The organism is Bacillus cereus group sp. BfR-BA-01355, from assembly GCF_022663675.1.
Taxonomy (GTDB): Bacteria; Bacillota; Bacilli; order Bacillales; family Bacillaceae_G; genus Bacillus_A; species Bacillus_A thuringiensis_S.
The window spans coordinates 1-21,957 of the sequence record NZ_JAKUFY010000052.1 but is presented as its reverse complement, the minus strand read 5'-3'; the positions used below and the strand labels follow the sequence as shown (position 1 = coordinate 21,957).

Genomic DNA, 21,957 nt, shown 5'->3' with positions numbered 1-21,957 from the left:
GAAAAAATGTTGAGAATTTCTCAACAGTAAAAGAATTAGCGTTGACATGAAACCAAAAGGTGTTATATCATCAAAGTACAACCAAAAGGTGTTATGTTATAACGCGGAGTAAAGGAGAATGAAAATGGAACAACAAAATACATTAAATGATATTAAACAAACAATCGTTTTTAACGCGTCTATTCAAAAGGTATGGAGTGTAGTATCAACTGCAGAAGGGATTGCGTCATGGTTTATGCCAAATGATTTTGTATTAGAGGTAGGACATGAATTTCATGTGCAATCACCATTTGGGCCATCACCATGTAAAGTGTTAGAAATTGATGAGCCAAACCATTTATCTTTCTCATGGGATACAGATGGCTGGATTGTTTCATTTAATTTGAAAGACTTAGGAGATAACAAAACAGAATTTACGTTAATTCACGGCGGCTGGAAACATCCTGATGAAATTCTTCCGAAAGCAAATGCGAAGAGCTCTATTATTCGCGATAGAATGAGCGGTGGTTGGGTAGCGATTGTAAATGAAAAACTGAAAAAGGTTGTCGAAGGCTAAGTGTCCTCGTCAGCAGCGAAATATGATGTATTTCAAGCAATTGCTGATCCAACCCGCCGAGAAGTAATACGGTTATTAAGTGACAAAGAGTTACCGATTTCCAAAATAACGGATCATTTCCCGATGAGTCGTACTGCGGTTGTAAAGCACCTTCATATTCTTTCGGAAGCGAATTTAGTAAGTGGAAGAAAAAGCGGAAGAGAGAAGATATATCGTTTGCATCCAGAACCATTAGAAGAATTACAACAGTGGCTCTCGTATTATGAGCGTTTTTGGGATAATAAATTATCCATGCTGAAACATATTGTGGAGAATGAAGAGTAGATGTTATGTAAAAAGGATGACCAAAATGGTCATCCTTTTTATTGTTGCTCACTTGTTTGTGTAGCTGGCTTTAATAAAATCCAAGCGATAATTAATGTACATACTGCTAATACGAAAGTGCTCATATAAATGACGTGTACGCTTGATGCTAATGCGGATTGTGATTCGGTTACTACGTTTGCTGTAGTACCGCCATGTCCACCAGATACAAGATCAAGATTTTTAATACCACGTGCGTGAATCATCGTATTGAAGATTGTACCGAATATTGCAGCACCTAACGTTTGACTAAATGTATTAATAAATGTGTTTAAACCAACAGCTGTTCCGCGTGTATGAGCTGGGACTGCTGCTTGAATTGTTACCATGTAAATCGGTGTCACAAGCCCCATTCCTAAGCCGAATAATCCAACTGCTACATAAATAAGGAACGATGGTGAATTGGTTGATAGTGTAAATAATAAGAACGTAGCGACTGATAAAATGCTAGCCCCAAGTAAAATGATTTGTTTCGTTTTTAATTTGCCTACTAAGTTACCAGAGAAAATAGCGCCAAATGTCCACATAACAGGGATTGGCATTAAAATAAGTCCAGCTTCTGTAGCGTTTTTTCCTAATACACCTTGGCTCCAGATTGGTAGGTACATTGTAATACTAATAATCATTGCGCCAGCAATAAGAGTTAATATATTTATCGTAGATAATGTACGGTTAGAGAAAAGTGTTAAAGGAATTAATGGTTCCGGAGATTTTTTCTCGATGAACAAGAAAATAATGAATGAAATAGCGGCAAAGATTAATAGGCCGATAATTGTCATGTCTCCCCAGTTTTGCTTACTGCTACCTGTTAATAATGCATATAGTAGAGCGATTGTACTTAATGAAAAAACTGTTGCACCAAGATAATCGATATGGTGTTTAGCGGGCTTAATAGATTCTTTGTAGTAAATTGCAATCATTAAGCAAGCGATAATTCCAAATGGAACGTTTAAGAAGAAAATATAGCGCCAAGAAAGGGAATCAACTAAAAATCCACCTACTAACGGTCCGATAACACCGGATACACCCCAAACGGCACTCATCCAACCTTGTGCTTTCGCGCGGTCTTTCGCTTCGCTATATAAGTCTCCAATTATCGTCATTGTGATTGGCATAACAGCACCAGCACCGATACCTTGAAGAGCGCGGAAGAAAATTAATTGTTCCATCGATGTAACGACTCCGCAAAGTGCAGAACCGACTAAAAAGATTGTAGCTCCGATCAGTAAAACTTTTTTACGGCCGAATAAATCAGCGAGCTTTCCGTATATTGGAGTCGAAACAGCTGTTGCAAGCATATAAATTGCATATACCCAACTAACAAGTTCGACGCCTGACAAATCACTCGTTATACGAGGGATTGCTGTACTAACAATCGTTCCTTCTACCGCAGAAAGAAACGTCATTAACATTAAAGACATCATGACTTTTTTTCTCATTTGTTTTCCCCTTACCCTTTTTTAAATATTCAACAATATAAAATATAAAGGTACTAAGGTATATAAAGCAACAAAAAAGCAATGGAAAGTTACATGGAGCAGATGTTTGTCGCTTCTTGTCGGTAAGTCGATATATTTGAGAAATCGCCGATATAAGTTGTAGAATCGCCGATAATGATTTCATGGCAATATTAAAAAAAGAAACAGGAATCCCTGTTTCTTTTTTAATATTGCATTTTCGCGTTTTCTCCAGCTGTCGTTCCAGCAATTCTACCAGTAACGAGGGCTGATGTAATATTATAGCCACCAGTATAACCGTGGATATCAAGAACTTCTCCGCAGAAATATAAGCCGTTCGTGAATTTAGAAGACATTTCTTTCGGATTAATTTCTTTCACGGATACACCTCCGCCAGTAACGAATGCTTTTTCAATTGACTGCGTACCATTTACATTCACAGTAAACTCTTTAAAGTCTTTCACAAGTGCACGAATCTTTTCGTGAGAAACTTGTCCAGCTTGTTCACTACCGTCAATTTCATTTTTTTCTAATAAGAATAGGAAGTAACGTTCAGGGACATAACCTTTTAAAACGTTTTTAATTCCTTTTTTCGGATCTTCTTTCATTTGTTTCAGCATGCGCTGAAATAGTTGCTCACTATTTTCCTCTGGCAATGCATCAATACTCATTTGTATTGTGTTCGTTTTAAACTTTTTCAGTGCTTTCACGACGAATTGACTACAGCGAAGAGCAGCAGGACCAGATAGGCCGAAATGAGTGAAGAGCATGTCCATTTTGTGAGAAATGATAGCTTTTCCTTTCGGGTTTAATACGCTTAAGTTTATATCACGTAAAGCAAGACCTTGTAATGAGCGATCACGTATAAACGGCTCGTTTGACAGGATAGGTACTTCTGTTGGGAATAATTCTGTAATTGTATGACCTGCTTTTTCAGCCCAAGCGTATCCGTCTCCAGTGGAACCAGTTTGAGGAACGGATTTTCCGCCAACAGCGATAACGACGTGATTTGTTTCTAACACTTCGCCTGTTTGCAGTACAACTGCCTTCGTTTGACCATTTTCATATTCAATCGTTTCAACAGGCGTATTTGTACGGATTTTTACACCTAAGTCTTTTAATCGTGTTAAAAGTGCATCTACAACAGATTGCGCTTTGTTTGACACGGGGAACATGCGACCGTGGTCTTCTTCTTTCAATTTAACACCAAGATTTTCGAAGAATGTAATAATATCTTCATTATTAAAAAGAGAAAAAGCGCTGTATAAGAAGCGACCGTTTCCTGGTATATGTTTAACAATTTCATCAAGTGGTAGACGGTTCGTTACGTTACAGCGTCCGCCACCAGAAATCGCAAGTTTACGCCCAAGTTTATTTCCTTTATCAAGAAGCAAGACATTTGCGCCTTCTTCTGCAGCACCAATTGCAGCCATTAGCCCAGAAGGACCGCCGCCGATGACAATAACATCATAATGCATAATATATCGACCTCATTTTCTACATTTCCTGCCTAAAAGAATAGCATGTTTTCCGTTAAAAGAAAAATAGAGTGAAGTACTGCTTAATGAGAGAATTGTGGTACAATACAAAAGTTAGAGTTCAGCACTATCCTGCTATTTGTAGGCGATAAGACTAAAACCTCAAGATTTAGGAGAAGTAAATAGGGAGTCTGTTAGCCTGTAAATGCTCGAATGGTTCAACTAATAATCAGTGGAGAAGAACACCCCACTGATTAAAGTTTCATTTTATGTAGATGTAGGAGGATTTTTGTATGTCCGATTCGAAATTTCTGCGCGGAACGCTTATTGTTACGCTAGGGACATTTTTAGTAAAGTTCTTAGGCATGATTTACGTCTTCCCGTTTCATGCATTAGTAGGTACAGAAGGCGGAACGCTCTATACATATGGATACATTCCATATACGATCTTTTTAAGTATCGCAACGGCAGGTGTGCCGCTTGCTGTTTCAAAATTTGTTTCCAAATATAATGCGCTTGGCGATTATAAAACGAGCCGGAGAATGTTCCGCTCGGGAATGGTTATGATGATAGTAACAGGAGTTCTTTCGTTCCTAGTACTGTACATGACGGCACCGTTGTTTGCAGAAGCGATGCTTGGTAAACAAAGTATACACAATAATGTAGGAGAAGTTACGACGATCATTCGTCTTGTAAGTTTCGCACTTATTGTTGTACCAGCAGCGAGTTTAATTCGTGGTTATTTCCAAGGTCACCAGTCTATGGGACCAACTACCGTTTCACAAATTATTGAACAAATTATTCGTATCGTCTTTTTATTAGCAGGTAGTTTTATCGTTATTAAAGTACTTGGCGGTACAGTTGCAACAGCAGTTGGAGTAGCGACATTTGCTGCGTTCGTTTCAGCGGTTGGAGCACTCGGTGTGTTAATTTGGTACTGGTTAAAACGTAAAAAATATTTGGATCAATATTTAATTGAACAAACTGTACCAGAATCAACAGTAAGTACTGTTCAATTGTTTAAAGAGTTATTCGCATATGCGATTCCTTACGTTGTAATTGGGTTAACAATTCCTTTATATCAACAAATTGATACATTGACATTTAACTCAATTATGCAGGCGATTGGTCAAGGTGATATCGCAGAGCGAGCGCTGGGTATTTTCACAATGTGGACGCATAAGTTAATTATGATTCCTGTATCACTTGCAACAGCGTTTAGTTTAACGCTTGTACCAGCAATTACAAAATCATTTACTGAAAAACAATACCGCTATTTGAAATTACAAATTACACAAACATTCCAGGCAAATATGTTTTTAACATTGCCAGCAGTTATCGGTATTTCAACACTTGCATATCCAATTTACACTGCTTTCTATGACTCAGATCCATTAGGTGGACAAGTATTAATGTGGTATGCACCAGTTGCATTGTTATTTGCTTTATTTACAGTAACAGCGGCAATTCTTCAAGGGATTAATCAGCAAAAGCATGCAATTGTCGCGCTTATTATGGGTGTTATTTTGAAATTTGTATGTAACGTAATCTTTATTCGTTATTTCGGTACAGTAGGAGCAATTCTAGCGACCTCAGTTGGTTTCTTAGCTTCTGTTTGGTATACAAATCGACAAATTAAAAAATACGCACACTATTCATTCGGTGTTGTATATAAAAGAACATTCCAAATTGCAGTACTGACACTTATAATGGTCGTTGCTGTAAAACTATCACAATGGCTTCTATCCTTCATGATTTCGCCTGATGGCCGTATTGGTGCTCTTATAACAGTTGCGATTTGTGCAGGTATTGGTGGTCTTGTTTACGGATTGTTAGCAATTCGCACAGGAGTACTTGAAAGAGTATTTGGCGGAGAAGCATTAGATAAAATTCAACGTAAACTTGGTAGTAGATTTAAAATAAAGTTGAAATCAAGAGGGGCGTAATTACGTCCCCTTTTCTATGATAAATAAAGAAGGTGAAAAGCGTGAGATTAGATAAATTATTAGCGAATATGGGATATGGAAGTAGAAAAGAAGTAAAGAAATTATTGAAAGATGGCGTTGTGAAAATTGATGGAACGCCAGTAAAAGATGCGAAAGTTCATGTAAATGTAGAAGAGCAAGAAGTTATGATTCACGGTGAAGTTGTGGAATACAAAGAGTTTGTTTACTTAATGATGCATAAACCACAAGGTGTTATTTCAGCGACGGAAGATGATAATCATGAAACAGTAATAGATTTATTAGAATTAGAAGATGCAATCTTTGATCCGTTCCCAGTTGGACGACTTGATATCGATACGGAAGGTTTCTTATTGATAACAAATGATGGGAAGTTATCACATCAATTATTATCTCCGAAAAAGCATGTGCCGAAAAAATATTATGCACACGTTGCAGGAGTAGTAACAGAAGAGGATGTAAAAGAGTTTGCTAAAGGTGTTATCTTAGACGATGGCTATGAAACAAAACCAGGTACGCTTACAATATTGAAAAGCGATGATATTTCCGAAATTGAGCTTGTGATTACAGAAGGGAAATTCCATCAAGTGAAGCGTATGTTTGAAGCGGTAGGGAAAAAAGTAGTCTACCTAAAGAGAACGGAGATGGGTCCGTTAGTATTAGATGAAGAACTAGAACTTGGACAATACCGAGAGCTAACAGATGAAGAAGTAGAAATGTTAAAAACATATCAAGTAGATACTGAAAAGTAGTACCTTTATAGGCGCAGAAAAGACCCCTTTCTAATAGTTAGAAAGGGGTATGTATTTATTTACATACAATTATTTTTTGTTATGAGGTCATTCTCACTTTCTTTCCTGTTGTTGTCCACTTACCGCGGCAAGGGCTATACACGAGTTCATTAAACTGCAACACATTTAGATCACGTTGTATCGTTCGCGGTGTGATCCCGAACTCATCTACAAGGTCTTTCGTCGTTACCGTTCCGTTTTCATTGATGTACATATAAATTGATTTAATGCGTGTTAGCATACGAGTAGTTGTAGGTTTCAAGAGAAAACCACTCCTCTACTAGTTTTTTTGACCCCATTCAGGAAAGAAGGTCGTTACTACCATTGTACTCTACATGATAAAATTCATGCTTTAATCTACTTAAATTTTACAAAAGTTTAACAAAAATTCATATAGAAAAATATTGGTAGTTGACATTGTATATATGGTCAGTCAACTAACACATAAAATTCTACGTAAAACGCCAAATTCCTGCAAATTTTTTTGAAAAAAAAAAGAAAAACTAATAAGAAATGTCTGAAATATTACAATTGTTCGGTATTTAGTTTTCGTGTATGGCATAAGGGATTTCGGTTTGCTATGATGAAAGAGATAATATAGTGAAGGATGGATGCGTGATGTCAGCGATTAATTGGACAGAAGAAGTTGCAAAACGAAAAGATGATTTAATTCGTGATACACAACAATTTTTACAAATTAAAAGTGTATGGGAAGAAGAATCGGCGAAAGAGGGCGCACCATTCGGTGAAGGGGTAGAAAAAGCGCTATCTTTCATGTTACATAAAGGAGAAGCTGAAGGTTTTGCTTCTAAAAATTTAGAAGGATATGCAGGTCATCTTGAAATGGGACAAGGAGAAGAATTAGTAGGTATTCTTTGTCACGTTGATGTTGTACCAGAAGGAGATGGCTGGACGACTCCCGCATATAGTGCGGATATTCGCGATGGAAAGATTTTTGCACGTGGTGCAATTGACGATAAAGGCCCAACGATGGCAGCATATTATGCGATGAAAATTTTGAAAGAATTAGGCTTACCTCTTTCAAAACGTGTTCGTATGATTATAGGAACAGATGAAGAAAGCAATTGGAAATGTGTAGATCACTACTTTAAAAACGAAGAAATGCCAACAATCGGTTTTGCACCAGATGCAGATTTTCCAATTATTAATGCAGAAAAAGGAATTTCTGATATACAAGTTGTGCAAAATGGTAGTGAAGAGAAAAAAGGTACATATGAACTTGTTTCATTTGATTCAGGGCGACGTTTAAATATGGTTCCTGATTTTGCAGAAGCGGTTATTACAGGAGAAGATGTAAATGCACTTACAGTAGCATATGAAGAGTATTTACAAACTGCTAAAAAAATAGGGGAATCGACTATAGAAGGTAATACAGTGACGTTGCAAATAAAAGGAATTTCAGCGCACGGATCTACTCCTGAAAAAGGAGAAAATGCAGGTTTATTATTAGCAAACTTCTTAACTACAGTTTCACTTGATGGAAAAGCAACTGCATTTGCGACATTTGCAACAGAAACATTTACTGGTGATATTTTGGGTGAAAAAGCTACTATTGCTTATAAAGATGAAATTAGCGGTCCGTTAACAGTGAATGTTGGTCGCCTTTCTTATACGAAAGAAAACGGTGGTAACTTAGGGCTAAACGTACGTTACCCAGTTACAACTAACTTTGAAGAAACAATTGCGAAGTTGAAAGAGTATGTTGGTACGCATGGATTTGAAGTAGCTGACTATTCTAATTCACGCCCGCATCACGTTGATAAAGACCACGTATTAATTCGTACGTTACAACGTGTATATGAAGAACAAACAGGTGAAAAAGCAGAACTATTAGCAATTGGCGGAGGTACTTATGCTCGTTCATTAAAAGCTGGTGTGGCATTTGGACCGCTATTCCCTGGAAAGGAAGAACTTGCGCATCAAAAAGATGAGTACATTGAAATTGAAGACTTATTAAAAGCAACAGCAATTTATGCGCAAGCAATTCATGAATTAGCGAAGTAAAGTGAAACTTTAATCGCCGATATATGAATAATGACCGCTCTCTACTTTAGAGGGCGGCTTCTTTTTAATTGAATGAGATAAGAAAGAAAAGCAACAATAGAAAGAAGGAGACGGTGTACATGGATAGGCATTATTTTGTCGCAATTACGTTACCAAATCATATAAAAGAAGTGCTGTCTAACTATAAAGAGGATACGAATGAGAAATTACCATTTCGCTCGTGGGTACATAAGGAAGATTATCATATTACCCTTTCCTTTTTAGGAGGTGCGACAGAAGAACAGTTAAAAGGGATAAAGAATGGATTACAAACACTTATAAAAACAAAAGAACTATCGTTCACGTTACAAGGTTTTTCAACGTTTGGTAGGGAAGATCAGCCCCGTATTCTTTGGGCGAAGGTAAGTGAGAATCATGATTTGTTTCAGTTACAAAAGCAAGTACATGCCATTTGTGAAGAAAATGGTTTTTCTCTAGAAACACGCCCGTATCATCCACATATTACTGTTGCTCGTAAATGGATAGGAGAAGAAAAGTTTCATTTAGAAAGTATAAAAGAAGTGCCTGAAATATCATTTCAAGCAGATACAATTACTTTATACGAATCCCACGTGAAAGAAACCCCGAAGTATAAATCGATTGCTGAAATAAAATTACAAAAATAGAATGTTGAAAACGTTTTTTATGCAGGTGAATATACTATAGAGAAGAATGGAGTTACTGTATAGAGTCTTGTTGATAAGAAAAGCCTTATCATTTGCAGCTCATTTTATCTCGCCTGATTGGTGAAGGCTAATAATAAGTGAGGATGGGAAAATTTTCTCGCTCATTAAAGTTTCACTTTATTTTAACTTTGAGAATGATGGTGATTTTTTTATGTTGAAAGTAAAACGTCCATTTGATGCCTATTTAGATGAAATGAATAAAATTACAATTTTGCTCCCACATGCGTATGGAACAAGTCGGACATTTCGTTTGCAAGAAGGAAGTAATGTGAAAGATTTACCGATTGCTCATACTATTGCACTTCCAGATGCAACGAAGTATGAGTGCTTTATAGAAGAGCCGCTAGATGTGGGGAAGTATTATACAGTACGAGATGAACGGAATGAAGAAACGGATTTACAAATAGGTGCTGTTATTCGAACAACAATTTTCGATGAAAAGTATTATTACGAAGGTACAGATTTAGGTGCTGTGTATCAAAAAGAAGAAACGACATTTAAAGTATGGGCTCCAACCGCAAGGCTTGCGAAAGTAAGAATTTATAAGAGTGATAAAGAATATACCGATCATGAAATGTACAGAGAAGAAAACGGAGTTTGGATTCAAACATTACAAGGGGATTTAGACGGAGCATGCTATACATTTCTTGTTTGTATTAATTTAATATGGAACGAAGCTGTGGATCCTTATGCAAAGTCGGTGACGGTAAACGGCAAACACGGTGTTGTTATCGATTTAGAAAAAACGAGTGTAACAAGACGAGAGGGATTACCACCATTACAATCAATGACAGATGCCATATTGTATGAACTGCATATTCGTGATGCGACTATACATCAAAATAGTGGAGTGAGTCAAAAGGGAACATATAAAGGATTGATGGAAGAGGGAACAACGGGACGGAACGGGACGTTAACAGGGTTGTCTCATATAAAAGATTTAGGTGTTACACATGTTGAACTATTACCTTTATATTGTTTCGGTGGTGTAGATGAGGCGAATCCTTCGTCCGCCTATAATTGGGGGTATAATCCATTATATTACAATGCACCAACAGGATTTTATGCTACAAATCCCTCTGATCCGTATAACAGGATAGTTGAGTGCAAACAACTAATTGAAACATTTCATGAACAAGGTATTAGGGTGATCATAGATGTTGTATATAATCATGTTTATGAAAGAGAGCTATCATCATTTGAAAAGCTTGTTCCAGGCTATCATTTTCGTCATGGTGAAGATGGTATGCCTTCTAATGGGACGGGAGTCGGAAATGATATAGCGTCTGAACGGAAAATGATGAGGAAATTCATTGTAGAGTCTATTTTATATTGGCTTACTGAATACAATGTCGATGGATTCCGATTCGACTTAATGGGAATTTTAGATGTTGATACAATGAATGTGATAGAAAAAGAAGTACGAAACATAAAACGAGATGCTTTATTATTAGGAGAAGGATGGGATTTACAAACACCACTTCCTGCCAAAGAAAAAGCAACGTTAAATAATGCGAAGAACATGCCGCATATTGCGCAGTTTAATGATCAATTTCGTGATGGGATAAAAGGGAGTACATTTCATATAAACAAGCGTGGTTTTGCATTTGGTGGGTCTGTAGACTGTAATCATTTGCAGTATATTGCAGCAGGAAGTCTTTTAAGTATGAAAGAAACAGGGCTGTTTCTAGAGCCGGCGCAAAGCATTAATTATGTAGAATGTCATGATAATATGACGATGTGGGATAAACTAGTGCGCAGTAATGAAGAATCAGAAGCGATTTTGAAAAAACGTCACCTGCTAGCGAGCGCAATGGTTATTCTTTCACAAGGCATTCCTTTCTTACATGCAGGACAAGAGTTTTATCGTACGAAGAAAGGAAATGAAAATAGTTATAATGCAAATGATGAGATCAATCAATTAGATTGGGATCAAAAAGAGAAAGAGATAGAGACTGTTAACTATATAAAAGGTTTAATTGCGATTCGTAAAGAGCATGGGGCATTCCGATTACAAAACGCAGACCTTATAAAAAAACATATGACTTTTTTACAAACATCTACAGAAGTACTTGCATACCACCTGCAAAATGTAAAATCGTTTGGACCGTGGAAAGAGATTGTCGTTTTATTTAATAGCGGTTTAGAAGCTAAAACGGTGCAACTTCCGAAAGAAGAAACGTGGCATGTGTTAGTAAACGAAAACGAAGCGAAAATAGATCCAATTTCTTCATTTAGAGGAAAGGAACTTAGGCTCGCTCCAATTAGCACGTATATATTGACGATAATGTGACAAATCGCTACTTGACGATGAGAATGTAATAAATGTAGAATTGACAAAGGTGACGATTTTGATAAGTTGTCATTCTATGACAGGTTTTGTAAAATAAAATAGAGGATTTTTGGCCTAGGCTAATTTTTCTTTTCATTTACAGTAAAATATATGAATCCACAACATGTGTAGAAATGTTGCGGTTTTTCTTTTCATAACTATAAAAGATAAGGATTTGTTAACGGGTAATGAATATGGAATGGTTGGAACAATTATTAGGAAAAGAGTGGAGTCTTGTACCGGCTGGTGGAGTAACGGGCGATGCATATATTGCGCAAAACGGACAACAGAAGTTATTTTTAAAGCGGAATACATCGCCCTTTTTAGCGGTATTGTCAGCAGAAGGAATTGTTCCAAAATTACTTTGGACAAGAAGGGTAACGAATGGTGATGTAATTTCTGCTCAAAAATGGCTTCCGGGACAGAAGCTAGAGCCAGAGGATATGAAACTAGAACGTGTTGCGAAACTTTTGAAGAAAATACACTCCTCTAAAGCGCTTGTACAGATGATTCAAAGACTTGGGAAGCAGCCGCTTCACGCACAAGAGTTATTACAACAACTGCAACTCGTTTTAAGAGGAGATATAAGGGATGATGAAACAATTCAGCAAGGCCTTCAATATTTAATGGGTTCATTAAAAGCTATTGAATACAATGAATTTGTTGTATGCCATTGTGATGTAAACCATAACAATTGGATATTGTCGGATGAAGATGAGTTGTTTTTAATTGATTGGGATGGAGCTGTAATTGCTGACCCGGCTCTAGACCTTGGTATGTTATTATATTGGTACATTCCGCGCCAGGAGTGGAGTGAGTGGCTCGGTTTTTATGATATTGAAATGGATGAATCGCTGCTTAGGCGTATGAGATGGTATGTGATAGCACAAACGATTTTGTCTATTCAATGGCATACAACAAAAAAACAGCAAGCAGAAGCTGAATATTGGCATCAATATTTACAGCAACTACTTGCTTCAGAATAATACTTAAGAAAAATTGTCCATTCCAGCAATCCACTGAGTAAGTTGTTCTTGATTATTGGAAATATGGTTGTCCAAATTAGAGGAAGATTTACCCGATTGACTATAAGAATATACATCGTTTAGCATTGTTTTAGCGTCACTACTTATATTATCGTTTGCGAGTAACGATTGAATGAGGCGCTCTAATTGCTCGCATTCTGAAACTGTCCCGCAGCAATCACTTTGGTGGTTGACTAAAATATCTTTCAGCACTTCTAATTGATGTTGTTGATTAATTGGCATGAACGGATCATCCTTTCGATTGTTTTTCTCTTCAAATGTAAGAGAAAAAGCTGTTTCGTCATGGAATGTTTAATGCTGTATGTAGTTTTTATCAAAATGGTACATCTTATACTTGAAAGAAACGGACCGAGTGCTCGTACGTACTTGGTTTTTTGTTTGGTAGATTAATTAAAAAAAGAAAGAAGGAATTATTCCTTTAAAATAGTTTTGTAAAGAGAGGGAGACATCTATGCGTTTAAGACATAAACCATATGCAATGGATCGAATTAACGAGTATTCACATATCGTAATCGGAAACCCAGAGGAGCGCGCTGGTAACTGGAAAGAAGTATTTGGAAATGAACAACCAATTCATATTGAAGTAGGTACAGGTCGTGGCCGCTTTATGTATGATATGGCAAAAGCGAATCCACATATTAATTATATTGGAATTGAAAAATTCACAAGTGTTGTTGTAGATGCACTTGATAAATTAATTGAAGAAGAAGTGCCGAACTTAAAGTTAATTAATAAAGATGCTGAAGATTTAACAGTTTTCTTTGCAAAAGGTGAGATTGATCGCGTTTATTTAAACTTCTCAGATCCATGGCCAAAGAAGCGTCATACGAAGCGTCGTTTAACGTATAAAACGTTTTTACGTAATTATGAAGAAGTGTTAGTAGAAGGCGGAGAAATTCATTTTAAAACAGATAACCAAGGTTTATTTGAATATTCTCTTATGAGTATGGCTGAGTATGGTATGTTACTAACGTACTTAAGCTTAGATCTTCATAACAGCGACTTTGAAGGTAACATCATGACTGAATACGAAGAGAAATTCTCTAGTAAGGGTCATCGTATTTACCGAGTTGAAGCAAAATATCGTACAGAGCCTATGCAGTAATGCATAGGTTTTTTTATGCCTAAAATAATCAGAATTTTATGTTAAGATTAATTAAAAGGGGGATGTGTAATGGAACAGTTACAAATTGGAGATATAAAAGTAACGTGGTTAAAAGGCGGGAATACACATTTAGATGGAGGGGCAATGTTTGGTGTTGTGCCGAAAGTACTTTGGTCACGTAAATATACACATAATGACACAAATCATATTTACTTACGAACAGATCCGTTACTATTACAAACGAAAGATGGAAATATGCTCATTGATTCAGGAATAGGAAACGGTAAGTTGAATGAGAAGATGAAACGAAATCAAGGTGTAACAGAAGAATCATCGGTTTATGAATCGTTAGAAAAACAGGGATTAAAGCTTGAAGATATTCAATATGTTTTAATGACACACCTTCATTTTGATCATGCATCTGGTCTAACAAAATGGGAAGATGATCACCTTGTACCGGCATTTCCAAATGCGAAAGTTTACGTAAGTGAAACAGAGTGGAATGAAATGAGGAATCCAAACATTAGATCACGTAATACATATTGGAAGGAAAATTGGGAGCCAATTGTAGATCAAGTTGTTACGTTCCAGCAAGAAATAGAAATTACAGATGAAATCAAGATGACGCATACCGGTGGTCATAGCGATGGACATGCAGTTATCGCTTTGGAGAGTCAAGGAGAAACGATGCTACATTTAGCAGACCTATTGCCGACACACGCGCATCAAAATGTATTATGGGTAATGGCATACGATGATTATCCGATGACTTCGATTGAAAATAAGCAAAAGTGGATGAAGTATGGTGCTGAAAAAGAGGCGTGGTTTACGTTTTATCATGACGCATATTATCGTGCTGTGAAGTGGAATGAGGAAGGACATATTGTAGAAAAAATAGAACGGAAAACGAGTATAGAAGCTTAAAAAGAGGAGATTGTTCCATCATATTTGTTGGAGCAGCTTCTTTTTTATTATCGGATTTTGTCGGTAAGTCGATATATTCGGAAAATCGCTGATATAATTTTAATCAATACCCACAATTTCAAAAAAATAAGAGGTTCACCTAATGGGAACCCTCCTTTTTATGCTGCTATAACTTCTAAAACAGTACCTGTTTTAGCATCAACTAAAAATTCAAATCGTTCTTGTATATCATCTAACATTGTTGTAAGACCGCCGCGATAAACTTCATATGCGACATCATATTTTTCAAATGTCTCTGGAACCATATGTACCCAAGAGCCAGTAATTTCACCTTTATGACTTAATGCTTGTTTCACCATTTTCAATGCTTTTTCTGAAGAAATATGGGATTGTTCTTGTACTTTGTTTGCAACGAGATAACCAGCTGCGAACCCAACGCCAAGACCTGCTACTAAACCTTTCCAACTCATATATTCACCTCAATTCTATAAAATAAAAATAGTGTACCAATAATAATTATAAAGCAAATACAGTTAAAAAAGAAGAAACTAGAAACATTTCGAAAATTTCGTTACAATAAAAGAGGTATTCTACTAAGGTTTGAAAGAAGGGGACTTCGTGAATAAAGAGACATTACAATTATTTCGTACGTTAACAGAATTACAGGGGGCATCAGGTTTTGAACATGATGTACGCCGTTTTATGAAACAAGAATTAAGCAAATATGCGGATGAAATTGTACAAGACGGTTTAGGTAGCGTATTTGGTCTGAAAAAAGGGGACGAAACTGGCCCGCGTGTTCTTGTAGCAGGTCATATGGATGAAGTAGGTTTCATGGTTACACAAATTACGAAAAATGGAATGCTTCGTTTTCAAACGTTAGGCGGCTGGTGGAGCCAAGTTTTATTAGCACAGCGTGTACAAGTTATGACGAAGAATGGTCCTGTTATTGGGGTTGTTGGTTCTATTCCTCCTCATTTATTAAGTGACGCGCAACGTGCAAAACCGATGGATATAAAAAATATGTTAATTGATATAGGTGCAGATAGTTATGAAGATGCGATTGAAATTGGTGTAAAACCAGGACAACAAATCGTGCCGATTTGCCCATTCACACCGATGGCAAATGAGAAGAAAATTATGGCGAAAGCTTGGGACAACCGTTACGGATGTGGTCTTGCAATCGAATTGTTAAAAGAATTAAAAGATGAAACATTACCAAATACATTATATTCTGGTGCTACTGTACAAGAAGAAGTAGGCCTTCGCGGAGCGCAAACAGCTGCAAATATGATTCAACCAGACATTTTTTATGCGCTTGATGCAAGTCCAGCAAACGATGCATCTGGTGACAAAACGCAGTTCGGTCAATTAGGAAAAGGTGCTCTTCTTCGTATTTACGATCGCACGATGGTAACACATAGAGGAATGCGCGAATTCATTTTAGATACAGCAGAAACAAACAATATTCCGTACCAATACTTTATTTCACAAGGTGGTACAGATGCGGGCCGTGTACATACAAGTAACTCTGGTATCCCATCAGCAGTAATTGGTGTTTGTGCACGCTACATTCATACGCATGCTTCAATTTTACATGTTGATGATTATGCAGCGGCGAAAGAATTAATTACGAAGCTTGTAAGAACAACAGATAAAACGACGTTAGAGACAATTAAGAATAACGCGTAGAAGAAAGGGCTAAAAGCTCTTTCTTTTTTTAGGTAGGAGAGATGACCCAGCGGTGTGTGGTGGCGGTCAGTGCCTAATGGATGCTCGAATGATGTGTGAAGACCGCGCGTAGGAAGAAAGAAGAAGCCTGTTTTTGTGTCTAGGACCAGTAATATTGTGGAAAGCCACCTTCTTTTATAGGTAGAAGGGATTCCCTGGTGGTATGTGATAGTGGTTGGTACTTAATTCGTGCCGAAGCGGATATTAGAATAGAATGATGAATTTTTTTAGAGGTGAACGAAATGAAAGTAGTAGTTGGATCGAAGAATAAAACGAAGGTTCGGGCTGTGGAGAAGGTTTGGAAAGAGGCTACAATTACATCTCTCTCTGTTCCTTCAGGAGTAGCAAATCAGCCGTTTTCAGATGAAGAGACGATGCAAGGAGCGATTAATAGAGCGAAGCGAGCGCTAGAGGAAGGAGAAGCTCCAATTGGTATTGGGCTAGAAGGCGGTGTGATGAAAACGGAGCACGGTTTATTTATGTGTAACTGGGGCGCGCTAGCAACAAGTGATGGGAAAGTATTCGTGGCTGGAGGAGCGCGTATTACGTTACCAGACGATTTTTTAGCACCTCTTGAAGATGGCAAGGAGTTAAGTGAAGTGATGGAAGAGTTTGTACATAGAAAAGATATTCGTAGTCACGAAGGAGCGATTGGTATTTTTACAGATGATTATGTCGACCGCACGGAATTATTTGTACACGTTGTTAAGTTACTTGTTGGGCAATATAAGTATGACAAAAAGCAAGCATAAACCTTGCACCATGCGCGATGTATGGTAGTATAAAAGAAAGATTATAACATGAAAAATGCACTCGTTAGAGGAGGAAATCTAGATGAAGTCATTAGAAAGCATGGAGCAATTCCAACAATTAAAAAATGAAGAGAATGTAGTCTTTATGTTCTCAGCAGAATGGTGCCCAGACTGCCGTTTTGTAGACCCATTTATGCCAGAAGTAGAAGAGAAATATAGTGATTTCTCATTTTACTATGTAGATCGTGATGAGTTTATTGATCTATGTGTAAAATTAGACGTATTTGGCATTCCGAGCTTTGTAGCGTACAATAAAGGTGAAGAAACTGGTCGCTATGTAAACAAAGATCGTAAAACACAAGAACAAATCGAAGAGTTCATTGAAGGTTTAAAATAAGGCAATTTGCCAATTGAATTGTAAAACAACCTCTACCTTCGCGGGGGAGGTTATTTTTTTGGAAGGGAGGAAAAAGAGATGAAGATGACAAGTAAAAAGATGAAAGACGAGTTAATGAAGAAATTATCTCGTCCAGAGTGGGACTTTCAGTATGATAGCGAGAAAGAGGTTCTACGTATAGAACAGAAAGACTCGAAAAAAGGTATTAACGTATCACTTCCAGGAGTTGTAGCAAAATGGGAAGTGAACAAAGAAAAGGCAATTGAAGAAGTTGCTTATTACGTACAAGAAGCGCTAATTGCGATGCATAAAGAAGAAAATAGCGGAGCAAAAATTTTACCTGTTATTCGTTCTACTTCTTTCCCGAAACAAGCAGAAGAAGGAAATCCGTTTATTATGACGGATCATACGGCGGAAACACGTATTTACTATGCGTTAGATTCGAATAAAACGTATCGACTAATTGATGAACGTCTGTTACAAAAATTAGAACTTACAGAACAGCAAGTGCGTGAAATGGCATTATTCAACGCACGCTCATTAGGTTATGAATTTAAACAAGACACAGTAGCGGGTAATACATTCTACTTTTTAAACACAAATGATGGGTATGACGCGACTCGTATTTTAAACGAATCGTTACTACAATCGATGCGTGAAAAGATTTCTGGTGACATGGTTGTTGCTGTTCCTCACCAAGATGTATTAATTATTGCTGATATCGTCAACGAAATCGGTTATGATATTATTGCACAAATGACAATGAAATTTTTTGCCGAAGGGCATGTTCCGATTACATCACTTTCATTCGTATATGAAGATGGAGAATTTGAACCAATCTTTATTTTAGCGAAAAATCGGAAGAAGACAGATGGAAAAGAGAAAGGATGAACGAAGTGAACGTTTTTTACAACCTTGAAGGAATTGGTGACACTTTAATTGTTGCCTTACAAGATATTACTTTAGAGAACCGTACTTTTGATCGCAAAGGAGATGTTGCACGCGTATACGATCGTGAAAGCAATATAACAGCAGGATTCAACATCTTTAATGCATCTTCTTACTTAGAAGTAAAAGAAACAGGAAACCTTACATTAACGAAAGAGCTTGTAGAGAAAATCAACGAAGTTTTAGCGAAGAATGGCTTTGAAGAAACAGTAGAAGCAGATCTTTCTCCGAAATTTGTTGTAGGCTATGTAGCTGAAAAAGAGAAACATCCAAATGCTGATAAGCTAAACATCTGTAAAGTAGAAATCGGTACAGAAACATTACAAATCGTATGTGGTGCACCAAACGTTGATGCAGGACAAAAAGTTGTCGTTGCGAAAATCGGCGCTGTAATGCCAAGCGGTATGTTAATTAAACCGGCTGAACTTCGCGGTGTTCCTTCTTCTGGAATGATCTGCTCTGCACGTGAATTAGAGCTTCCAGACGCTCCACAAGAAAAAGGTATTCTTGTATTAGAAGATAGCTTTGAAGTTGGACAAGAGTTTAAATTTTAATTGATATAAGAAAAGAGAGGTTGTCCTTTTGGACAGCCTCTCTTTTCTTTTTGTCATTCTTTGTCGGTAAGTCGAAATTTCTTGTTGAATCGTTGATATATTGAGAGTTGTGATAGATATACTCAAAAAATCGTAAATATGATAAGAATGTCACCTTTTTTCTTAAAATCTATATTGTATTTTATAAACAAACTAGTTAAAATTTAGAAAAATAGAAGGGGATAGACGTATGAAACAACAACCAAAAATCGCAGAACTTCTAAAACTAATTGAAACTTCAAAACAGCAAGATGTTGAGCTAGGTACTTATGAAATATATGTGTTTAGTGAAAGTGAATTAGAAAAAGGACAAATCGGTTACCGATATGATAAACATAAAAATTCATTAATAAGTGAAGAAAACGGAAAGTGGCAAGAAGGATGGATTGCAATTGGATATGAAACGGATATGGGTGATCCAGTTTTCGTAAATATAGATGATAACGCTTATCCGGTTTATACTGCAGAGCGTGGTACAGAAACGTGGCATCCTGTTTATATTGGAAATATGGATGAGATTATAGGGCAATTATAAGAAAAACTTTGAATCCGGTGCAAAGTGATGGGAGAGAAGTATGAAGTATATAAAAATAATGAGCATGATTGCATTCATTGGAATATATATGGCTGGTTGTTCACAAGAGCAGCCGAAAAAAGAAACTACATCTTCTATACAAGAGAAAAGAAAAGATACCAAAGAAGACGCACCGGTAGAAAAGCAGCAAGAACAAGAAAAGAACGAAGAATCGCAAGCAATTAAAACGAATGAGCAAGTGGAGCATAAGCAGGAGGAAATGCCGACTGAAGAAAAGATAGAGGAAACTACACCGGTGCTGCCAACTGAGCAACCAGTGCAAAATAATGAACAAAAAGTAGAGAGTAATGAAAAACAAGAGAAGTTTCTCGTCGTTATTGATCCAGGGCATCAACAAAAAGCGAATTCAAATTTAGAGCCGATTGGGCCAGGGGCAACAACACAAAAATATAAAGTCACAGATGGTACAACTGGTGTTGTGACGAAAAAAAGAGAGGCCGTACTTGTATTAGAAATGGCTTTCGTATTAAAAGAAAAGTTAGAAGCGAAGGGAATGCAAGTATTAATGACGAGAACGTCACAAGACGTTGATATAAGTAATAAAGAACGGGCGACATTCGCAAACAATCATAAGGCAAATTTATTTTTACGTCTTCATGCAGATGGTTCTGAAAATCCAAACCAAAGTGGATTTGCTGTATTGACGCCAGCAGAAGACAGTCCGCATACGAAAGAGATTTATGCGGAAAGCCTTCAAATCTCTCAAATGATTGTAAATAAAATGAGGGAGAACCAGCAAGTGAAAGTAAATGGAATTAAATTCAGGGATGATCTTTCTGGATTTAATTGGTCCAAAGTACCTGGTGTACTATTAGAACTTGGGTTTATGTCAAATCTTGAAGAAGATAAAAAATTATCTGACCCGCAGTATGTAAATTCTTTATTGCAAAGTGTAACGGATAGTATAGATGCATATCGGAAGCGTAAAGCTTAAGCGCAGTCTTACATGAAAGGCTGCGTTTTTCCATATGAAACACTCGTAAATTAGAATATTGTGGATAAATATGACATGCTTAATTTTACCTGCACTTTTTGCCGAATGCTGATACAATAAAGGATGTTACTATTTAGTAGAAAGAGTGGTAAGCATGTTAGATTGGATGAAAAAGTTGTTTAACAAAGAGGAAGAACAAACAGCGTTGAATAAAGAAGTACAAAAGCAAATTGAAAGTCAGCCGAAAATTCCTCGTGTAAACCACTACACTGAAGCAAGAGAAGCACAAATGGCAAGTAGGAATGCAGGTAAATGCCGTTTTCCTTTAGTACCGGATAATGGGTTCGATGAAGAGGATGAAAGAGAAGTAGATCACTTCGAAGAACAACCTGTTCAAGGAGTAACATATGAAGAACCGACTGCTCAAAGAGGAATACAGGTGGAAAGAAGCAGACGACCGTATGTGGAAAAGGTAGTTTCTACATATGAAGAACCGGAAGTACAATATGAACCGGTGCGAGAGGCTGTCGTTAAAAAGGCATCTGCACCTTCGCAAGAGAGTAACCGTAGACCATTTCGTCCAACAGAAATGATTTCGCCAATTTATGGATATAATCGTCCTTCAGTAGAGAAAAAGGTTGAAAAGCAGGAGGAAGTAAAAGAAAGAGAAGATCTTGAAATATCTGTAGAGGGCAAAGCAGTTGTTGATGCATGGTTAGAGAAAAAAGGATATACATTATCAGATTTCTCAGAAGGGCAAGCAACGTCTTCTTCGCCTAGTCATGAATCGGTTGGTCAACAGGATAAAAAGCAAGAAAAATCAGTTGTTGATCAATGGCTAGAGAAAAACGGTTATGAAATCGAACGCCAAGAGCCTTTAGTAGAAGAAAAAGAAGTGATTCAAGGAATGAGTACACCGCAGGAAGTTTCAGCGGATGAATTACTTCATAAAACAGTAGCTGAGCAGATGGAAAGTGCTAAGCTAGAAAAAGATGTAGTGGTGTTAAACGAAAACAATCTACAAGAAGAATTAGTGGCTTCTAAAGTAGAGCACGAGGATACAATATTATCAGAAGAAATTAAACGTAATACAGAAATAAAACAACCTACTATTGAAGTGGAAAAGCAAGCTCCAGAAGAATCAGTGATTGTCAAAGCAGAAGAAAAACTTGCAGAAACAATCATTGTGGAAATACCAGAAGAGCCAGAAGAAGTGGAAGTAATTACAGAAACAGAAGAGC

22 protein-coding genes and 1 pseudogene are annotated in these 21,957 nt (G+C 37.0%); 18 read left to right on the top strand and 5 right to left on the bottom strand.

From position 1 onward, the window contains the following. Positions 1–124 precede the first annotated feature (124 nt). Together MR167_RS17720 and MR167_RS17715 are read left to right on the top strand one after the other, a co-directional pair. The gene (locus tag MR167_RS17720) at positions 125–556 is read left to right on the top strand and encodes an SRPBCC family protein (protein ID WP_000437764.1); all 432 of its coding nucleotides are present in this window, start codon (positions 125–127) and stop codon (positions 554–556) included. Further along, the gene (locus MR167_RS17715; RefSeq protein ID WP_000098837.1) at positions 557–880 is read left to right on the top strand and encodes an ArsR/SmtB family transcription factor; all 324 of its coding nucleotides are present in this window, start codon (positions 557–559) and stop codon (positions 878–880) included. 38 nt (positions 881–918) lie between these two features. On the opposite strand, the gene MR167_RS17710 is transcribed toward MR167_RS17715, so the two are convergent. Together MR167_RS17710 and MR167_RS17705 are read right to left on the bottom strand one after the other, a co-directional pair. After that, the gene (locus tag MR167_RS17710; protein ID WP_001228024.1) at positions 919–2,358 is read right to left on the bottom strand and encodes an MDR family MFS transporter; all 1,440 of its coding nucleotides are present in this window, start codon (positions 2,356–2,358) and stop codon (positions 919–921) included. A gap of 224 nt (positions 2,359–2,582) precedes the next feature. Continuing rightward, positions 2,583–3,854 (bottom strand): BaiN/RdsA family NAD(P)/FAD-dependent oxidoreductase, encoded by a 1,272-nt coding sequence (locus MR167_RS17705; protein WP_000558871.1) that lies wholly within the window; start codon positions 3,852–3,854, stop codon positions 2,583–2,585. Between the two features lie 293 nt (positions 3,855–4,147). On the opposite strand from MR167_RS17705, the gene MR167_RS17700 reads away from it, so the two are divergent. Continuing rightward, a complete protein-coding gene (locus MR167_RS17700) occupies positions 4,148–5,800 on the top strand; it encodes a putative polysaccharide biosynthesis protein (protein ID WP_242315150.1) in 1,653 nt (550 codons plus the stop codon). Between the two features lie 41 nt (positions 5,801–5,841). After that, positions 5,842–6,570, top strand: a complete 729-nt coding sequence (locus MR167_RS17695; RefSeq protein ID WP_001234949.1) for a pseudouridine synthase — start codon at positions 5,842–5,844, stop codon at positions 6,568–6,570. Between the two features lie 79 nt (positions 6,571–6,649). Here MR167_RS17695 and MR167_RS17690 read toward each other — a convergent pair whose 3' ends face one another. Next, positions 6,650–6,871, bottom strand: coding sequence for a DeoR family transcriptional regulator (locus MR167_RS17690; RefSeq protein WP_000805512.1), 222 nt, complete (start codon positions 6,869–6,871; stop codon positions 6,650–6,652). 356 nt (positions 6,872–7,227) lie between these two features. Between MR167_RS17690 and pepV the strand changes: the two genes are divergently transcribed. The 4 genes from pepV to MR167_RS17670 all read left to right on the top strand — a co-directional run bounded on the left by pepV (position 7,228) and on the right by MR167_RS17670 (position 12,677). Continuing rightward, complete coding sequence (gene pepV, locus MR167_RS17685) at positions 7,228–8,634, top strand: dipeptidase PepV (RefSeq protein WP_081144025.1); 1,407 nt, start codon at positions 7,228–7,230, stop codon at positions 8,632–8,634. 119 nt (positions 8,635–8,753) lie between these two features. Further along, positions 8,754–9,299, top strand: a complete 546-nt coding sequence (gene thpR, locus MR167_RS17680) for an RNA 2',3'-cyclic phosphodiesterase (RefSeq protein WP_000373845.1) — start codon at positions 8,754–8,756, stop codon at positions 9,297–9,299. A gap of 211 nt (positions 9,300–9,510) precedes the next feature. Further along, the gene (gene pulA, locus MR167_RS17675; RefSeq protein WP_242315148.1) at positions 9,511–11,652 is read left to right on the top strand and encodes a type I pullulanase; all 2,142 of its coding nucleotides are present in this window, start codon (positions 9,511–9,513) and stop codon (positions 11,650–11,652) included. 227 nt (positions 11,653–11,879) lie between these two features. Further along, positions 11,880–12,677, top strand: coding sequence for a phosphotransferase family protein (locus MR167_RS17670; RefSeq protein WP_002081999.1), 798 nt, complete (start codon positions 11,880–11,882; stop codon positions 12,675–12,677). A 3-nt stretch (positions 12,678–12,680) separates the two neighbouring features. Here MR167_RS17670 and MR167_RS17665 read toward each other — a convergent pair whose 3' ends face one another. After that, positions 12,681–12,959: a YtzH-like family protein gene (locus tag MR167_RS17665; protein ID WP_001122235.1), complete on the bottom strand. Its 279-nt coding sequence runs from the start codon at positions 12,957–12,959 to the stop codon at positions 12,681–12,683. Positions 12,960–13,188: 229 nt separating this feature from the next. Here MR167_RS17665 and trmB point away from each other — a divergent pair, with 229 nt between their 5' ends. Then, on the top strand, positions 13,189–13,842 hold the full coding sequence (gene trmB / locus MR167_RS17660; protein WP_001239383.1) for a tRNA (guanosine(46)-N7)-methyltransferase TrmB: 654 nt from the start codon (positions 13,189–13,191) through the stop codon (positions 13,840–13,842). 69 nt (positions 13,843–13,911) lie between these two features. Next, the gene (locus tag MR167_RS17655; protein ID WP_242315146.1) at positions 13,912–14,766 is read left to right on the top strand and encodes a YtnP family quorum-quenching lactonase; all 855 of its coding nucleotides are present in this window, start codon (positions 13,912–13,914) and stop codon (positions 14,764–14,766) included. 158 nt (positions 14,767–14,924) lie between these two features. Here the strand turns inward: MR167_RS17655 and MR167_RS17650 are convergent, their stop codons facing one another. Further along, a complete protein-coding gene (locus MR167_RS17650) occupies positions 14,925–15,236 on the bottom strand; it encodes a PepSY domain-containing protein (protein ID WP_000118541.1) in 312 nt (103 codons plus the stop codon). A gap of 148 nt (positions 15,237–15,384) precedes the next feature. Between MR167_RS17650 and MR167_RS17645 the strand changes: the two genes are divergently transcribed. From MR167_RS17645 to MR167_RS17610, 8 genes and pseudogenes are all read left to right on the top strand, one after another. Beyond that, complete coding sequence (locus tag MR167_RS17645) at positions 15,385–16,458, top strand: M42 family metallopeptidase (RefSeq protein WP_001031517.1); 1,074 nt, start codon at positions 15,385–15,387, stop codon at positions 16,456–16,458. 281 nt (positions 16,459–16,739) lie between these two features. After that, positions 16,740–17,249 (top strand): DUF84 family protein, encoded by a 510-nt coding sequence (locus MR167_RS17640; RefSeq protein ID WP_063675864.1) that lies wholly within the window; start codon positions 16,740–16,742, stop codon positions 17,247–17,249. 82 nt (positions 17,250–17,331) lie between these two features. Further along, complete coding sequence (locus MR167_RS17635) at positions 17,332–17,646, top strand: thioredoxin family protein (protein WP_000838193.1); 315 nt, start codon at positions 17,332–17,334, stop codon at positions 17,644–17,646. A gap of 78 nt (positions 17,647–17,724) precedes the next feature. Beyond that, complete coding sequence (locus MR167_RS17630) at positions 17,725–18,537, top strand: DUF1444 domain-containing protein (protein WP_000784606.1); 813 nt, start codon at positions 17,725–17,727, stop codon at positions 18,535–18,537. Then, positions 18,534–19,148 carry a YtpR family tRNA-binding protein gene (gene ytpR / locus MR167_RS17625; protein WP_016077205.1) on the top strand — a complete coding sequence of 205 codons (615 nt, stop codon included), beginning with the start codon at positions 18,534–18,536 and terminating at the stop codon, positions 19,146–19,148. Before MR167_RS17630 ends, ytpR begins: the two co-directional genes overlap by 4 nt. 229 nt (positions 19,149–19,377) lie before the next feature. Further along, positions 19,378–19,722 (top strand): thiamine transporter, encoded by a 345-nt coding sequence (locus MR167_RS17620; protein WP_242315144.1) that lies wholly within the window; start codon positions 19,378–19,380, stop codon positions 19,720–19,722. A 40-nt stretch (positions 19,723–19,762) separates the two neighbouring features. Further along, a complete protein-coding gene (locus tag MR167_RS17615) occupies positions 19,763–20,716 on the top strand; it encodes an N-acetylmuramoyl-L-alanine amidase (RefSeq protein WP_242315142.1) in 954 nt (317 codons plus the stop codon). A 154-nt stretch (positions 20,717–20,870) separates the two neighbouring features. Then, positions 20,871–21,957 (top strand): annotated as a pseudogene (locus tag MR167_RS17610) (DNA translocase FtsK); the annotation flags it as partial.

Bases quoted from the DNA above. Each gene is read 5' to 3' on its own strand.
- MR167_RS17720 (WP_000437764.1), top strand. From the start codon at position 125: ATGGAACAACAAAATACATTAAATGATATTAAACAAACAATCGTTTTT.
- MR167_RS17710 (WP_001228024.1), bottom strand. From the start codon at position 2,358: ATGAGAAAAAAAGTCATGATGTCTTTAATGTTAATGACGTTTCTTTCT.
- MR167_RS17705 (WP_000558871.1), bottom strand. From the start codon at position 3,854: ATGCATTATGATGTTATTGTCATCGGCGGCGGTCCTTCTGGGCTAATG.
- MR167_RS17700 (WP_242315150.1), top strand. From the start codon at position 4,148: ATGTCCGATTCGAAATTTCTGCGCGGAACGCTTATTGTTACGCTAGGG.
- pepV (WP_081144025.1), top strand. From the start codon at position 7,228: ATGTCAGCGATTAATTGGACAGAAGAAGTTGCAAAACGAAAAGATGAT.
- thpR (WP_000373845.1), top strand. From the start codon at position 8,754: ATGGATAGGCATTATTTTGTCGCAATTACGTTACCAAATCATATAAAA.
- pulA (WP_242315148.1), top strand. From the start codon at position 9,511: ATGTTGAAAGTAAAACGTCCATTTGATGCCTATTTAGATGAAATGAAT.
- MR167_RS17670 (WP_002081999.1), top strand. From the start codon at position 11,880: ATGAATATGGAATGGTTGGAACAATTATTAGGAAAAGAGTGGAGTCTT.
- MR167_RS17665 (WP_001122235.1), bottom strand. From the start codon at position 12,959: ATGCCAATTAATCAACAACATCAATTAGAAGTGCTGAAAGATATTTTA.
- trmB (WP_001239383.1), top strand. From the start codon at position 13,189: ATGCGTTTAAGACATAAACCATATGCAATGGATCGAATTAACGAGTAT.
- MR167_RS17655 (WP_242315146.1), top strand. From the start codon at position 13,912: ATGGAACAGTTACAAATTGGAGATATAAAAGTAACGTGGTTAAAAGGC.
- MR167_RS17650 (WP_000118541.1), bottom strand. From the start codon at position 15,236: ATGAGTTGGAAAGGTTTAGTAGCAGGTCTTGGCGTTGGGTTCGCAGCT.
- MR167_RS17640 (WP_063675864.1), top strand. From the start codon at position 16,740: ATGAAAGTAGTAGTTGGATCGAAGAATAAAACGAAGGTTCGGGCTGTG.
- MR167_RS17635 (WP_000838193.1), top strand. From the start codon at position 17,332: ATGAAGTCATTAGAAAGCATGGAGCAATTCCAACAATTAAAAAATGAA.
- MR167_RS17630 (WP_000784606.1), top strand. From the start codon at position 17,725: ATGAAGATGACAAGTAAAAAGATGAAAGACGAGTTAATGAAGAAATTA.
- ytpR (WP_016077205.1), top strand. From the start codon at position 18,534: ATGAACGAAGTGAACGTTTTTTACAACCTTGAAGGAATTGGTGACACT.
- MR167_RS17620 (WP_242315144.1), top strand. From the start codon at position 19,378: ATGAAACAACAACCAAAAATCGCAGAACTTCTAAAACTAATTGAAACT.
- MR167_RS17615 (WP_242315142.1), top strand. From the start codon at position 19,763: ATGAAGTATATAAAAATAATGAGCATGATTGCATTCATTGGAATATAT.